This window comes from Runella limosa DSM 17973 (assembly GCF_000482465.1).
GTDB lineage: Bacteria > Bacteroidota > Bacteroidia > Cytophagales > Spirosomataceae > Runella > Runella limosa.
The window spans coordinates 163,321-178,312 of the sequence record NZ_KI519420.1; the positions used below are offsets into that span (position 1 = coordinate 163,321).

Sequence of the window (14,992 nt, forward strand, 5' to 3'; positions counted from 1 at the left end):
TAACTCCCTATAAAGTTATGTTTTGGAAAAAATGGTTATCGGGCAAAACAGCGGAAGCAATTTCTTCCAACTCGGTGGATTTGCGCGCAGTGGTGGTGTCGGATGTGGGCTGTGTTCGGACTAACAATGAAGACGCCGCGCGTTTTGTCCGCCCTGCCACGGCGCTCATTCGGACGACCAAAGGCTTTTTGGCCATCGTTGCCGACGGCATGGGTGGGCACGCTGCGGGCGAAATTGCGTCGCAGTTGGCAGTAGAAACGGTCGCGAAAACTTATTACCAACGCGAAGAATCGCCCGAAGAAAGCCTGTTTTTTGCGCTGTCGAAAGCCAATCGGGCTATTTGGCAAACCGCAAGTAAAAATACGCGCTACCGAGGCATGGGTACAACTTGTACGACGATTGCGGTGTGTGAAGGTCAGTTGTTTTTGGCCCACGTGGGCGACAGTCGGGCGTATGTGCTGAAAAACGGGCAGCTCCTACAACTTTCCAATGACCATACCTACGTCCAATCGTTGGTAGATCAAGGGATAATCACGGTGGCCGAAGCCGAAAAACATCCCGAACGGAATGTACTAACGAGAGCGATGGGAACGCACAACAAGGTGGAGATTGACGTGCAAGCGTTGCCCCAATTATTTGAAAATGATGATCGCTTGCTGCTCTGTACCGATGGGTTATATGACTACCTCAACAACGACGAAATTGCGCAATTACTCATGATTCCGCTGCTCAACGAGGCGGCGCATCAGCTGGTCGAATTGGCCAAACAACGAGGCGGTCACGATAATATCACCGTATTGCTGGTTGAGCGAATGAATACAGAGTCGTTTCAGTCGGTGCGACCTACGGAAGAAATCAATGGATAAATGTTTACGTAAAGAAGAATTACAACTATGATTGGGCGTACGATTCAAAACTACCACGTCGAAGAACTTCTCGGAGAGGGGGGGATGGGGACGGTGTATCGAGGAACGGATACGCTCCTTCGTCGCCCAGTGGCCATCAAAATGCTCCATCCACATTTGCTCAAGGATTCGACGTTTATGGAGCGTTTTCGGAACGAGGCGGTGTTGTCGGCGCAGTTGAATCACCCGAATGTAGCTACGCTTTATAACCTGCTGCACGACCGCACCGATAACCTCATGGTGATGGAGTTGGTGGATGGTTTTACGATTGAGCGACTGCTGACCAAACACGGGAAATTGTCGTTAGAAACCACTTTTCGAATCATTGTGCAAGCGTTAGATGGCTTGCAACACGCGCACAACAAAGGCATTTTACACCGTGACATTAAGCCCGCTAATTTGATGTTAACGCACGAAGGTGGGGTGAAGTTGATGGATTTTGGCATTGCGCGATTGGTGGGCAGCCAACGATTGACGCGGGCAGATCGAGTGGTAGGAACGCTTGAGTACATGGCTCCCGAACTGCTCAACGGAGCCGAGCCTTCGGTGCAGTCCGATTTGTACGCGATGGGAGTATTGATGTACGAAATGCTTTCGGGAAAAATGCCCTTTGAGCCTACGACCGAGTCCACGCTCATTACCCAAATTTTGACCAAAAAACCGATACCCATCCGAAATCGGATGGTGGATTTGCCAAGGTCGGTCGAGGAAATTTTGGATAAGTTACTTCAAAAAAAGCCCGAAAAACGCTTCGACAAAGCCTCTGACTTGAAATATGCGTTGTTGTCGGTGGTGTCGGCGGGGCCGATTGTGTTGCAAACGATGGATACCAAAGCTGGTAAATCCCTCCCTGCGACGAAGTTGGCCAATGCCCAACCCAACAAACCACAGGCAGGACCAACGCGCTTGGCGTCATCTACCTCCGACACCATTCCCAAAAAAAACTCGAAACTACAATCTCAATTGCTGAGTTTGGAAGGTTTGATTTTGCTAGGGGCGATTGTGATAGCGCTTGGAATCATTGGTTTTTGGTTTGTCAGTTCCGACCCAACGCCAACTGTAGAAGTAGCCCAAGACACGACCACACATTCTAAATTTCATTCAGACATTTCACCTACGGTCAAAGAAATAACGCCTGATTCGACAAACGTGGCTGCTGAAAACCGACAAATTATAACAACACCTTCCACAACTTCGCCCGTAGTTTCATTGCCGCCCGCGCCAAAGCAAATTGAACCTGAACCTACCGAGCCTAAAACGCAGAAACCTGTTCGTAAAAAAGAGTCGCCCAAAACGCCTGTTCAAGAAAAGCCTCGCGAAGAAGCACCCGTCGCCGTTTCGCCCAAGGAAGAGCCTAAGCCCGTACAAAAAGAAGAACCCATTGTGAAAAAAGAACCTTCCAAACGAAACGTAACGGTGGAGGTAAGAAATGAGTCATTTTCGGTAGCGTTTGCGCAAACGGTCACTTCTGAGGCTTCGGAAGGACAAACGGTGTGGCTGCAAACGGTTTCGGAGATTGCGGTGGATGGCGTAACGGTGGTGCAAACGGGGGCACGGGTGCGGGCTATTGTGCAGGATGCGCGCTCGTCGAGCAATTCCCAAAAGGCCCTCTTATCGCTTCGTTTTGAGGCAGTTGAAGCCGTTAATGGGCAGTGGCTGCCCGTCAAATTTCCAGAATATAGCGATAAATCAAGCGATCAAGTTGTATTTCAACGAGGACGTCGCGTCAATAATCTTCGCGTGGCTCGCAGCACGCTTACACTCCAACTTTAAACAACATTTACTCACATGATACGAAAAAAATTACTTGTAATAGTGATGGGCTTGCTAGGGTATGCCACAAGCGTAAAAGCACAAGATATTCAATCTAACACCGAAGGATTCAACATTGGCGTTCATGCGGGAGCTGGAAATTGGTCGTCGAGTTATTTTCTCAATTTAGACGAATTAGAACCAATAGGAGTGGGAGGGGGAGTACGTTTGGGCTATGGATTAAATCAGCGCTTTGAGGTATTTGCGCAGTACAATGCCAAAACATTTGCCATTAAAAACGACTGGGATACCTACCGCATTTCTTCATTGGGCGCGGGAATTAGGGTGCATTTTGGCGGTACGCTCCAGCGCTTGCGCCCCTACGTAGAAGGGGGAGTGGCAGGAGTGAATTTGCTCATCAATCCTGTTTTGTTCAATGGCGGTTTAGTCGAATATCGGCTCAAAGGATCTTCGTTGGCATTGGGAACGGGAGTGAACTATTTTTTATCTCCCAATTTGGCCTTACACGCCAACGCCACGGGTACTTTCGGGAAATTCAACTCTTTTCAAATAGACAGTCGCGGTATCCAAGACCGACCCGATGTGCGCACGCTCCAATTTTCGCTAGGTATCAACTTTTTTTTCAATTAGTAGCGGTGACTTGTCGCTTCATATACCGTCTATATCATGTGAGAAGTTCATTATAGTATATAATACCCTACTCTATTAATTAATTTGAAGTTCTATGTAAAATGAATGGGAGGCTCACCCAGACAAATTGCATAGGACTTTTTTAGTTTTGAAGCCCACGAGGGGCACAATTTTTTTCCCCCTGAAGCATTAAACCACTTTTTTAATAAATTGCATGGAAATGCTCTAATCGCCAACTTTCAAAACTAGTTATTCAATCTCCCATGAAACGTATTGTACTCTGTTGCTTTATCGTCGCTTTACACGTAAAGACTTTTGCCCAAAAGGTGGATTTAGACCGCTTTTCTTTTGATTATAGTTACCTTAAACTCCCCAAAGAATACATCGACCCTGCGAAGCGCACTTTTGGGGTACGAGTGGAGACTTCCAAAAGCCTTGGAATTGTAACGGATGTCAACCAAATCTACGATCGAATTCGCGTCGGTGGGTTTGATAAGGTAGGACAAAACCCTACGGTAGGCGTGGAAGTACAGTTTAATAGCTTTAAAATTTTGGGTTACGAAATCAAAGAACGGGTAGAAGAGAAAAAAGACAAAGATGGCCGAGTAACCGAACGAAAAGTATATTATTGGGCGGAAGTAAAATACAGCTCAGATGGCAATTACGCCATTATGGGGCCACGTACGCCTAACCAAAAACAAGCAGAGGCACAGGCCAAGGAAATGGAGAAAAATCGCTTTTTGCAACAAGCCAACGTGTCTAATGAGTCGTTTAAGGTAATGTCGGGCTCGACAGGTTCGTATAGTCAAACGTATAAAACGAGTGAATTTAAGAACTCTATGGATGTCCGTGACTACTACCGCGATAACCAAGTTTTGATTCGGGAAGAGATTACGAGAGAATGGGTGAACCGAACCATTTCAACCATCAACCAGCAATTGTCGGATTTATACGGGTTTGACGAATCGAAAGGCCGTGACCACTTGTGGATTTTGGATTCAAAAAGCCACCCAGAATACCCTATTCAACAAGAAGCCATCAAAGCTGTAAAACAATTGATGACCGAGATGTCGGCATTTCGCAACATTAAGGTGTTGGAAAAAAACTTGGGTCCCGTGATGTCGTATTTTGAAGAATTGAAATTAAAGTACAAGGGCAGCGACAAGCGCGAACAAAAAATGCGCTATTCGGCTTATTACAATTTGGCAAAATTATACTACCTACTCGACCGCCCGGACGATAGCGAAAAAGAAGCCATTGGCTTGATTCAGAATGGTTTTGATACGAGCGATGGCGACATGTTTGTGCGTCAAGCCAAGGTGCTTCGTGAAGACCTCAACCGACAAAAAATGACAATGCGCCATTTTGAGTAAGAATAGCTGGCGTTTGATTATTTGAGTAACCTACGTACCGTTGGTAGTGCTTTTTCAGCCCACTGACGGTACATTTTTCCCGAAAAATGCAATTGGTCATAGGTAATCAAAGACGCATCATTTTGGGCAGTTCTTGAGAGGGTCGTAATGTCAATAAAGGCAATCCCTAGTTTTTCGCATTCTTGTTGGGCTACTTCATTAAACGCGTCAATTTCTGACGCGATTTTTTTTGTGTCCGAGCCACGGGCAAAGGGAGTCACGCCCCAGTCGGGTGTCGAAAGCATAAAAACACGCTGGATATTTCCCCCCGCAAACCCAATCGCTTGTTGAAGCAAATCTTGCAACTCAGTTCGGTAACGTTCCAAACTTTGGCCACGGTATTGGTTGTTGACCCCAATCAGCAACGACACTAGATTGTACGGGCCTTTGGGGTTCTTATTTTTAATGCCTTCCGCCAATTCGGCCGTCGTCCAGCCCGTACGGGCAATGATTTCGGGTGTACCAATTTTTACCCCCTCTTGGCGGAGCATTTCGCTCAATTGAACACTCCATCGTTCATTTTCGGCAACGCGCTCCCCAATCGTATATGAATCTCCAAGGGAAAGGTAGCGGTATTCGCCCTGATTAATAGGGGTTTCGGGGGGCATAGAGGACGTGTTTTGAGCAGAACAAGCTGAAATTAGCAACAATATACTATAAATCCACTTCATGGTTTTTTTGTTTTTCAACGCGTTGGATACTATTTTTGTTTGTAACCACCTTCAATAATTATATGTCTTTACTTTCTGCCGACGATCTTATTTACGGATATATGAATGGTATATTTCCGATGGCAGATTCCGACGGTACATTGTATTGGTATTCTCCCGACCCTCGGGCTATTATTCCGTTGGATACGTACAAACCTGCCAAATCATTACGCCCCGTTCTCAACAAAGGCACGTTTGAAATACGCATCAATGCCGATTTTGAGGGTGTCATGCGGGGATGCGCCGCGCCGCGTCCAGACGAAGAAAACACCTGGATTTCGGAAGAAATCATTGATGCCTATACCGAACTGCACCGACTTGGTTTTGCCCATAGCGTTGAAACCTACGTTGACAACGAACTCGTGGGTGGCCTCTATGGAGTGGCTATCGGGGCGGTTTTCTTTGGCGAATCCATGTTTCATACGGTTAGTAATGCTTCTAAAGTCGCGTTTCATTACTTGATTGAAACCCTTCGTCGGCAAAACTATGAATTGCTCGATACTCAATTCATCAATGACAATGTACGTAGGTTTGGGGCGATTGAGATTCCGAAGTCGGAATATGTTCGACTTTTAAAACGTGGCATTGCCCAAAAAGCGCGTTTTACCGATGATTCAGTAGCTCATTTGTTTACTTCATTGTAAGAAAATTCGCTTTTTAAATTTTGTCGATTCATCCCTCGTTTGTGTAGGATGAGGCCGCAAAAATGTATCTTCGGTCGGGGCGCTTGGTTTTGACCGTTTTTATCCTAAACTTTACTTAAAAAACAAAGCTATTTTATCTTCTATGGCAGCTATCACTTTAGATATCAATGGAAAAAAACATGACCTTGATATCGACCCTAAAATGCCACTTTTGTGGGCCATTCGCGATGTTGTTGGATTGAAAGGAACAAAATTTGGGTGCGGAATGGCACAGTGTGGCGCGTGTACCGTCCACATGAACGGTCACCCCACTCGCTCGTGTGTATTGCCAGTTCAGTCAGTGGTAGGAAGCAAAATTACGACCATCGAAGGAATTGGTACCGAAGAAAAACTCCACCCGGTTCAGCAGGCATGGATTGACGAACAAGTGCCTCAATGTGGCTACTGTCAATCAGGACAAATCATGGCCGCTGCGGCGTTGTTGAAAGACAAACCGACGCCAACCGACGCCGACATTACCAGTGCCATGCAAGGTCACATTTGTCGCTGCGGTACCTACGACCGCATTCGTAAAGCGATTCACACGGCGGCAAAGTCTAAATCACCCAAAGGCGAAATGTCGGGAGGTAAGTAACCCATTCTCAAAACGCAAAAAAAGACATGAGTAATAGAAGAACATTCCTAAAAACCCTCGGACTTTCGTCGGCGAGTTTTGTGCTGGGGGTATCGAGTTTTGCGAAAGGCAATGCGGCTGCCGTCGTAAACATGAGTACCGACCCGCTATCCCTCGCTCTTGAGATAAATCCCTTTATTGTAATACAACCTACGGGCCAAATTACCCTCATCAACCCGCGTCCCGACATGGGGCAAGGTTCTACGCAGGCGGTTCCGTCGCTGTTGGCCGAAGAACTCGAAGTAAGCCTCGACCAAGTGACCATTGCGCAGTCGGACGGAAAAGGAAAATACGGGAATCAAACCTCGGGTGGAAGCAGTAGTGTACGTGCATTATGGACGCCGATTCGTCAAGCAGGAGCAGCAGCCAAAGAAATGCTTATCAAAGCCGCTGCCCAGCGCTGGAGTGTACCAGAGAGCGAATGTTATGCCGAAAAAGCAAAGGTGATTCACCGACCCAGTGGCAAATCGCTGACCTACGGCGAAGTAGCCGACGATGCGTCAAAACTTGAAATCCCGAAAAATCCGAAACTCAAAGAGTCGAAAGACTTTAAAATTATCGGAAAATATGCACCTCGCTTGGACGTACCTGCGCGCGTGACGGGAAAGGCCGTGTACGGTATCGACGTAGAAGTTCCAGGGATGGTCTATGCTGTTATGCTTCACAGTCCGATGATTCACGGGAAAGTGGTGTCGATTGATGATGCAGAAGCGCTGAAAATCAAAGGAGTACAAAAAGTGCTCAAATGTGAGCGCCCGATGCCGCACCGTACTTCGGAAGCCGTGGCGATTATTGCTGATAATTACTGGGCGGCGCTTTCGGCCAAAAAAGTGGTAAAAGTACAGTGGGATAACGGTACGTTGGGGCAAACGTTGACAACGGCCGCTTACTTTAAAAAATGCGCCGAAGCCGCAACCAAAGAAGGATTAAAAGCGGAAGAAGAAGGCGATTTTGCTGCGACGTTTGGAGCGGCTGCCAAAAAACTAGAGGCTGTCTATGAAACGCCCTTTTTGGCCCACGCACCTATGGAGCCCGAAAATGCCATTGCGCACATCAAAGACGATGGTACAGCCGAAGTTTGGGCACCGATTCAAGGCCCTGACTGGGCATTGCGCGATTTGGCTGGGTATTTGAAAATAAAGCCTGAACAAATCAAAATCAACGTAGCGTTGCTAGGCGGCGCATTTGGACGTAAAGCCTACCACGACTTTTTACTGGAGGCTTGTTTTCTTTCAAAAGACGTGAAAAAGCCTGTAAAATTGGTTTGGACGCGGGAAGATGACATTACGCAAGGCCCTTACCGCCCAGGCATGATGGCGCGGATGCAAGGCGGGGTAGATGCCAAAGGAAACATCGTGGCTTACCACCACCACCCGATTGGTGAGTCGATTCAGTTTCAGGTATTTAAAGCGCCTAGCAACAAACCCGACGACTGGGTGTGTGGCGAGTTGAGTCAAAAAGAACAGAAATATAACATTCCTGCGTTTAAAATTTCTTATACCCACGTTCCTACCGAAATTCCAATTGTGTGGTGGCGTTCGGTGTATGCGTCAAACTTTGGTTTTAGCCAAGAAGGGTTTTTCGATGAGTTGGCACACGCGGCCAACAAAGACCCGTTGAAAGCGCGTTTGGAACTGATGAGTGATGCCCGTTTCAAAAAAGTACTAGAAACGTTGGCTGAAAAAGCCAATTGGGGCGAAAAACTTCCTGCGGGACAAGGAAAAGGTATTGCGATTTTTAAATCGTTTGGAAGTATCAGTGCGTGTTGCGTGACAGTAGCAAAACAAGGTACAGGCGTAAAAATCGAAAAAGTAGTCTCAGTAATCGACTGCGGACACTACGTAAACCCTGACAACGTCAAAGCCCAAACGGAAGGGAACATCGTGATGGGAATTACGGCGGCGGTGAAAAAAGGTATCACTTTTACCAATGGCCAATCTGATCATACGAATTTCCACCAGTACCAAGTGATGCGCATGAACGAAATGCCCAAAGTAGAAATTCACATTGTGGAAAGTGGTGCCGAGCCAGGAGGCGTAGGCGAACCAGGGCTACCACCGATTGCCCCTGCATTGGCCAATGCCGTTTTTGCCGCCACAGGAAAACGAATCAGAAGATTGCCATTTGATTTGAATACGTTGGCATAATATTATCTCCTATTATCAACAAAGCCCAATGAACTCATTGGGCTTTTTGATGCGTTTTAGTTTCTGAAACTTGGAATAATCGTGGGTACAATTACCTCCTTTCCTTTGACGCCAAACGTGTAAACATTGGCTTTTTCATCCCATTGTTTCACGACGGGGACAATCCGTGTCCTGCGTGGGCCTACTTTTTCTGATGAGTTGTGAATGTGGTAAACATAATACAGTTGTTTGTCAAGTCCTTCAAACAGGTCACCATGTCCTGAGCCGTTTTCGCCAACAATAGAACGATGAATGATAGGGTTGTTCTTATATTTTATCCAAGGGCCGTAGGGCGAATCGGCCACGGCATAGCCAATGGCATAATCGATATTCTGGAAATGGTTGGCTGAATAAAACAGGTAATATTTATTTTTCAATTTTATAACCGTAGGGCCTTCCATAATGGGACCCGATTTAAAATTGGGCGTTGCCTCCCAAGGTTCGGTTTGGTCAAAACACCTTTTCAGAGTTTCGGGTTTTATCTTTCTGGTTTTCAGGTCAAACTCGGCTGCGTATAAGTAATTTCCTTTATCAAAACGTACACAATAGAGATAATATTTGCCGTCGGAATCCTTGAAAATATAGGAATCGATATTTTTCTCGGCGCCGTCAATAGGCTCGACTTCTTTTTGCCTGTAGGGACCCAATAAAGATTTTGATTCTGCCAATACGGTTTGCTCATCGGCCGTATAGGTCATATAATAAGTGCCCTTATCTTTGAATATTTGGGGTGCCCAGAAGCCTTTAGTCCCGAAGGTGTGGTCGCCTTTGGTCAGGATCATCCCCAGTGAATCTTTTGACTTAGCAGGTACTGTCCATGTTTTCAGGTCTTTTGATTCTAAAAAGGCAAATCCTTGCGGCCCATCGTTTCCACTTTTTGACCCAGTAAGATAATACTTGCCTCCCTCTATATAGACGGTCACATCTGCAAAAAAAATCTCTCGCTTTGCCTGTGCTGATGCCTGTAGTGTGGAGAGTAAAAGGAGAGGAAAAATAAGAATTGATTTCATTTTTTCGGGTTACAATTAGTAGTTTTATCTGTTAAACTAAACGCTACATACTTATCTACTCAACGGCGCTTCATATTTATTCTGCCAGTCTGATAAAAACTAGATGCCGCTGATGGCTGTACTTCTACGATACGTATTGAAGACATAAATAGCGTGTGCCTGAGGGCGTTCATAATCTCCCTTTTTTGTTTCAATGAAATTCCTTCTATATTTGCAAAACCGTATGCTTGCATAATACCTAAAACACTTAACGTCCAATGGCACAGTACTATAGCCGTCGTAATCTTAACTTTTTACTTCACGAAGTATTCGACGCCGCATCGCTTAACAAATATCCGTATTTCAGCGCTCACGACCGCGAAACGATTGATATGACGATTGATGCGGTGACGCAGATTGGCGATAATCTGATGTATCCCTATTTCCGAGATCTGGATCGTAATCCTCCTGAGCTACACAATGGCAAAGTGACGGTTCATCCTAAAGTCGGTGATTACCTGAAAGCCATGGGAGAAGCAGGGTTGATAGGAACAAGCTTTTCGTTTGAAGATGGTGGTCAGCAATTGCCTGAGGTGGTGAGTTCGTGTTTGGGATTTATCGTCATGGCTGCCAACAATGGCATGATGTACACAGGGCTTACCTCTGGAGCAGCTGGGTTGATTAATTCGTTTGGTACGGATGAATTGAAACAAACCTACGTAGCCAATATGCTTTCGGGCAAATGGCAAGGAACGATGGCGTTGACCGAGCCTCAGGCGGGTAGCTCGCTTTCGGACATTACTTCTACTGCTGCTCCACAAACCGATGGAAGCTATTTGGTTAAAGGACAGAAAGTTTTTATTTCAGCAGGCGACCACGACCAGTGTGAGAACATCATTCACTTGATGTTGGCCCGAATCGACGGTGCACCCAAGGGAACGAAAGGAATTTCGCTTTTTGTCGTGCCAAAATTTCGCCTCGATGGCGCTGATAACGACGTGACTTCGACGGGAGTATATCATAAATTAGGGCAGCGGGGCGTACCTGCCATGCACCTTACCATGGGTGACCGCGACGACTGTCGTGGCTGGTTAGTGGGAGAACCGCACAAGGGGCTTTCGTATATGTTCCAGATGATGAACGAAGCGCGTATTGGGGTCGGGATGACGGGTGCGGCGATTGCGTCGGCGGCTTATTGTGCCTCGGTGCAGTATGCCAAAGAACGCCCACAAAGCCGCCGTCTGAACGAAAAAAGCGTATTAGATAGTCCGCAAATTCCGATTATTCAGCACCCCGACGTAAAACGGATGTTGCTGCTCCAAAAAGCGGTAGTGGAAGGTTCGTTGTCGTTGTTGTTGGAAACGGCGCGTTGTGTTGACATTGCCCACGCTAGTGAAGACCCCGAAGAAAAAGAAAAATACCACCTCATCCTCGAATTATTGACACCAATTGCGAAAACGTATCCTACCGAAATGGGATTAGTTGCGGTAAGTAATGGCTTGCAAGTGCTTGGAGGATACGGTTTTACGGAAGATTTTCCGCTGGAGCAATACTACCGTGATATTCGCATTACGCCTATTTATGAGGGGACAACGGGGATTCAATCGCAGGATTTGTTGGGACGTAAGATGACCATGAAAGGTGGAAAACCTGCGCAACTGCTGTTTGCCGAAGTCGCCAAAACCATTGCGGAAGCCGAAACCCACGAAGAATTGAAGCCTTATGCGCAAAAACTCAAGGCCGAATTGGGGCGCTTGCAAGAAGTAACGATGGCCTTGATGCCGTACGCCATGCAGGGCGACATTGAGCGCTACTTGATGGATGCAACGTTATTCATGGAAATGTTTGGGATTATTGCCGTGGCGTGGCAGTGGCTAAAACAAGGAGTTGTGGCCAAAAATGCGCTACTTACTCAATCGCTTGAAGGGGATGAATTGGCATTCTACGAAAGCAAAATTCACACAATGAAGTTTTACTTCCATTACGAAGTGCCAAAAACGCTTGGATTGGCGGTTCGATTAAAAGATACAGAAGTGTTGACCATTGAAACTGAAAAAGAGTTAGCACTTTAAAAGAAAAAAAATCAACAATTGAAAACCGAAGCAACAGTCCCGACAATTGTCGGGATTTGTTGTTTTTGAGGGAGTTTGCTTTTAAGTTTGTGTTTTAACCTACCACAGACACAATGATTATTGGTATCGGCGGCCGAAGCCGTTCTGGAAAAACTACCCTCGCCGAAACACTGGTTTGGCACGAACGTTCGCAAAACAAAAAGGCCATTACGCTGCACCAAGACGATTTTGTGAACCGAATAGAAGATATTCCACTCGTTCGCGATCACATTGATTGGGAAATTCCTGCCTCGATTGATTTTGAACTCTTGCGTAAAACGGTTGCTTTTTTGCAGACCCAATTTGACGTGGTTGTGGTTGAAGGTTTTTTAGCTTTTGCCGATGCTGACCTAAATTTGATGTACGACCGCTGTTTTTTTACGGTTATTTCGGAAGAGACCTTTCGGATTCGGAAAGCGGCTGACACGCGCTGGGGGCAAGAACCTGAGTGGTACGTGACGTACATCTGGGAAAGTTTTTTAGCGTATGGGCAACCTCCTGCTTCGCTAACCAATTTGATGGAGATTGATGGGGCAAAACCGTACCCAATGGAAGAAATTGTGGATTTTTTGCGCCATTCTGGCAGTTAGTGTATTTGTTAAGAAGCCATTTTGTCGTAAAAATGGGATTGGTATGTGGTTTGTACTTGTATCATCACACAGCAACCACTTACGACAATGAAAGCAAAGATTGAAATTCCGCAAGATATAATTACCGCCATCGACTACGCCAATACCACCAACGGAGGTATGAGCGAGCCTACTTTGGCAGTACAGCAAAAAGAAGAAGGGTATGAAGTTAAAGTAAAAATGGCAGGAGTAAGTGCCGACAACTTTGGCCTAGATGTTGTCAATGACCGTCTTTGGGTATATCACTTCGTAGATCTTTTTGCTGAACGTCCCGAGGGATTAGAAAACCTAAAAACAGCCCATACGATTGGCAATTTGTTTTTACCCAATGACGTGAATGCAGAAGAAATTGTGGCACGCTTTGATGCGCAAGCCAACGTGCTAAAAATTTCGATTCCCTTTAATCAAGCCAAGCGAAACTTTCGCCGTCATATCGACATTGAGAAATGGTAGGCTTGGAATGACGTGTAAAGGGGGTGCTCACACGCCGCTTATGCGGAAAACTGTGAGCACCCCTTTATTTGAGTAAAATCGAGCCTTTATTTCTTCAAAATCTTAAACTCTACCCGACGGTTGATTTGGCGTCCTTCTTCGGTGTCGTTGGTGGCTTTGGGTTTGGCTTCCCCGTAACCTTTACTTTGCACGCGGTCGGGTTCAATTCCTTTTCCGATAAAGTACTCTCTCACCGAATCCGCACGTTCTTGGGAAAGTTTTAAGTTGGCGGCGTCCGTACCTACGTTATCGGTATGTCCCCCAATTTCCATCACTAGGCCAGGGTTTTCGTTGAAAGTAAGCACCATACGGTCAAGTTCGGCATTGGATTCGGGACGTAAGGCTGCTTTCCCTGTGTCGAAAAAGAGGTTATTTAATACCCCAACTGCATTGATTTCAATCGGTACAAGTGTAAGGTTGGTACCGTTTACTTCCTGAAAGCCACCTTTCATGTTGGTAAGGTCAATGCTTTGCGCTTCGGCAATAAAGTCTTTGGCCACAGCCCGCACGCCGTATTTCACCCCTTTAGGTAGTACAATTTTATATTCTCCCGTCCGAGGGTCGGTTTGGGCGGTGCCCACTTCGGTACCGTCTGCCAAGTTTTCGTAAATGATACGGGCATCAATCGGTTTACCTGTTTTGGTATCAACTACCTTTCCACTCACCAGCGCAACAGGGTCGGGAGCAGGGACGATTGGCGCGGCCGAAGGCTCATCTGATTTGATTTTGATACGAACGATGTCCCCTTTACCAAGGGTATTTTTTTTGGAAACCATGTAAGCATAATCTCCTGCTGCTGCAATGGCATAATAGGCATCGTAGCCATCGGTGTTGATAGCTGGGCCAAGATTGACGGGTTTCGACCAGCGTTTCCACGTTTTATCAATACGTTTGGTATAATAAATATCATTGCTGCCTTGTCCGCCTGTACGGTCGCTCGAAAAATAAATGGTAGCACCGTCAGAAGCCAAAAACGGCGTTGTTTCCGTAAAATCGTCGGTATTTACTTCTACTCCGAGGCTTTGTGGTTTGGTCCAAGTGCCATTTTTTTGGAAAAAACTTACGTACAAATCGTCTTTAGTACTGCGCTTTTTCTCGCTAAAAGCCATGAGCATGGTTTTGCCGTCGTTCGATAAAAAACCACACATATACTCGCCCTTGCTCATCCCTTCCAATCCTGGAATGTTGAGCTTACTTGGAGCCGACCAGCCATTAACAGTACGTTTGCTAAACGAGAACCCGCGTGTTTCGTAGGCTCCACGGTCGTAGGCTCCCATGATGAGCAAGGTGTTGCCGTCGGGAGTAACACTGTAAGCGCAGTTGTATTCTTCTTTGTTGAGCGGAGGAGTCATTCGTTTGGCCAAACTCCATTGATTATTAAGCCATTCTGAATACCAAATATCCTGACTTCCTTCTTGGCCGTGCGCATTTTGGGGGTGACTCACCCGCCCAAAATAGAGGGTTTTGCCGTCGGGAGAAATGACGGGGTTGATTTCGTTGTATTCGGAGTTGATGGCATTGCCCAAGTTTTCGACTTTAGGCTGGGCAAAAACAATCGCAGTTGGAAAAAGAAAACAAGAAAAAGCAATAAGAGTTGACTTCATCATCAATGGAAGTTAGAGGCATTTGTATGCTTAAAAGCGAATTTCGTACCATTTTAACGAAATAGTTGCTAAAATTGATATTCAAAATGCTTTTGCAGGCAAACTTACGATATTTGCTCACAAAAGTGCGAGTGTGCGAGCGGTTACGTTAACCGCTGGCGGGTTTCTCAAAACCTAATGAAGAGAACGAGGTTTTGAGAAACCTCGTGGTTGGATTTGAGAATCCAACCGCAC

Annotated in this window: 13 protein-coding genes; 10 read left to right on the plus strand and 3 right to left on the minus strand. The window is 46.1% G+C overall.

Annotated elements, in window-relative coordinates:
- Positions 1–17: 17 nt before the first annotated feature.
- From K339_RS33340 to K339_RS0110595, 4 genes are all read left to right on the plus strand, one after another.
- Positions 18–866, plus strand: coding sequence for a Stp1/IreP family PP2C-type Ser/Thr phosphatase (locus tag K339_RS33340; protein ID WP_157607555.1), 849 nt, complete (start codon positions 18–20; stop codon positions 864–866).
- Between the two features lie 27 nt (positions 867–893).
- The gene (locus K339_RS35905) at positions 894–2,678 is read left to right on the plus strand and encodes a serine/threonine protein kinase (protein WP_051397935.1); all 1,785 of its coding nucleotides are present in this window, start codon (positions 894–896) and stop codon (positions 2,676–2,678) included.
- Between the two features lie 15 nt (positions 2,679–2,693).
- Complete coding sequence (locus tag K339_RS0110590; protein WP_084332185.1) at positions 2,694–3,308, plus strand: outer membrane beta-barrel protein; 615 nt, start codon at positions 2,694–2,696, stop codon at positions 3,306–3,308.
- Between the two features lie 263 nt (positions 3,309–3,571).
- Positions 3,572–4,681, plus strand: a complete 1,110-nt coding sequence (locus tag K339_RS0110595) for a hypothetical protein (RefSeq protein ID WP_051397936.1) — start codon at positions 3,572–3,574, stop codon at positions 4,679–4,681.
- 17 nt (positions 4,682–4,698) lie between these two features.
- Here the strand turns inward: K339_RS0110595 and K339_RS0110600 are convergent, their stop codons facing one another.
- Complete coding sequence (locus K339_RS0110600) at positions 4,699–5,328, minus strand: SGNH/GDSL hydrolase family protein (RefSeq protein ID WP_229598726.1); 630 nt, start codon at positions 5,326–5,328, stop codon at positions 4,699–4,701.
- A gap of 125 nt (positions 5,329–5,453) precedes the next feature.
- Here K339_RS0110600 and aat point away from each other — a divergent pair, with 125 nt between their 5' ends.
- The 3 genes from aat to K339_RS0110615 all read left to right on the plus strand — a co-directional run bounded on the left by aat (position 5,454) and on the right by K339_RS0110615 (position 8,894).
- Positions 5,454–6,074: a leucyl/phenylalanyl-tRNA--protein transferase gene (gene aat, locus K339_RS0110605; protein WP_028523552.1), complete on the plus strand. Its 621-nt coding sequence runs from the start codon at positions 5,454–5,456 to the stop codon at positions 6,072–6,074.
- Between the two features lie 142 nt (positions 6,075–6,216).
- On the plus strand, positions 6,217–6,708 hold the full coding sequence (locus K339_RS0110610; protein WP_028523553.1) for a (2Fe-2S)-binding protein: 492 nt from the start codon (positions 6,217–6,219) through the stop codon (positions 6,706–6,708).
- Between the two features lie 26 nt (positions 6,709–6,734).
- Positions 6,735–8,894 (plus strand): xanthine dehydrogenase family protein molybdopterin-binding subunit, encoded by a 2,160-nt coding sequence (locus K339_RS0110615; RefSeq protein WP_028523554.1) that lies wholly within the window; start codon positions 6,735–6,737, stop codon positions 8,892–8,894.
- Positions 8,895–8,950: 56 nt separating this feature from the next.
- Here K339_RS0110615 and K339_RS0110620 read toward each other — a convergent pair whose 3' ends face one another.
- A complete protein-coding gene (locus K339_RS0110620; RefSeq protein WP_028523555.1) occupies positions 8,951–9,943 on the minus strand; it encodes a glycoside hydrolase family 43 protein in 993 nt (330 codons plus the stop codon).
- A 257-nt stretch (positions 9,944–10,200) separates the two neighbouring features.
- On the opposite strand from K339_RS0110620, the gene K339_RS0110625 reads away from it, so the two are divergent.
- From K339_RS0110625 to K339_RS0110635, 3 genes are all read left to right on the plus strand, one after another.
- A complete protein-coding gene (locus K339_RS0110625; protein ID WP_028523556.1) occupies positions 10,201–11,994 on the plus strand; it encodes an acyl-CoA dehydrogenase in 1,794 nt (597 codons plus the stop codon).
- Positions 11,995–12,107: 113 nt separating this feature from the next.
- On the plus strand, positions 12,108–12,623 hold the full coding sequence (locus K339_RS0110630) for a hypothetical protein (RefSeq protein WP_028523557.1): 516 nt from the start codon (positions 12,108–12,110) through the stop codon (positions 12,621–12,623).
- Positions 12,624–12,710: 87 nt separating this feature from the next.
- A complete protein-coding gene (locus K339_RS0110635) occupies positions 12,711–13,115 on the plus strand; it encodes an Hsp20/alpha crystallin family protein (RefSeq protein ID WP_028523558.1) in 405 nt (134 codons plus the stop codon).
- 86 nt (positions 13,116–13,201) lie between these two features.
- On the opposite strand, the gene K339_RS0110640 is transcribed toward K339_RS0110635, so the two are convergent.
- Positions 13,202–14,761, minus strand: a complete 1,560-nt coding sequence (locus tag K339_RS0110640; RefSeq protein WP_028523559.1) for an OmpA family protein — start codon at positions 14,759–14,761, stop codon at positions 13,202–13,204.
- Positions 14,762–14,992: the final 231 nt, after the last annotated feature.

Bases quoted from the DNA above. Each gene is read 5' to 3' on its own strand.
- K339_RS0110635 (WP_028523558.1), top strand. From the start codon at position 12,711: ATGAAAGCAAAGATTGAAATTCCGCAAGATATAATTACCGCCATCGAC.
- K339_RS0110590 (WP_084332185.1), top strand. From the start codon at position 2,694: ATGATACGAAAAAAATTACTTGTAATAGTGATGGGCTTGCTAGGGTAT.
- K339_RS0110615 (WP_028523554.1), top strand. From the start codon at position 6,735: ATGAGTAATAGAAGAACATTCCTAAAAACCCTCGGACTTTCGTCGGCG.
- K339_RS0110595 (WP_051397936.1), top strand. From the start codon at position 3,572: ATGAAACGTATTGTACTCTGTTGCTTTATCGTCGCTTTACACGTAAAG.
- K339_RS35905 (WP_051397935.1), top strand. From the start codon at position 894: ATGATTGGGCGTACGATTCAAAACTACCACGTCGAAGAACTTCTCGGA.
- K339_RS0110620 (WP_028523555.1), bottom strand. From the start codon at position 9,943: ATGAAATCAATTCTTATTTTTCCTCTCCTTTTACTCTCCACACTACAG.
- K339_RS33340 (WP_157607555.1), top strand. From the start codon at position 18: ATGTTTTGGAAAAAATGGTTATCGGGCAAAACAGCGGAAGCAATTTCT.
- K339_RS0110640 (WP_028523559.1), bottom strand. From the start codon at position 14,761: ATGATGAAGTCAACTCTTATTGCTTTTTCTTGTTTTCTTTTTCCAACT.
- aat (WP_028523552.1), top strand. From the start codon at position 5,454: ATGTCTTTACTTTCTGCCGACGATCTTATTTACGGATATATGAATGGT.
- K339_RS0110600 (WP_229598726.1), bottom strand. From the start codon at position 5,328: ATGCCCCCCGAAACCCCTATTAATCAGGGCGAATACCGCTACCTTTCC.
- K339_RS0110625 (WP_028523556.1), top strand. From the start codon at position 10,201: ATGGCACAGTACTATAGCCGTCGTAATCTTAACTTTTTACTTCACGAA.
- K339_RS0110630 (WP_028523557.1), top strand. From the start codon at position 12,108: ATGATTATTGGTATCGGCGGCCGAAGCCGTTCTGGAAAAACTACCCTC.
- K339_RS0110610 (WP_028523553.1), top strand. From the start codon at position 6,217: ATGGCAGCTATCACTTTAGATATCAATGGAAAAAAACATGACCTTGAT.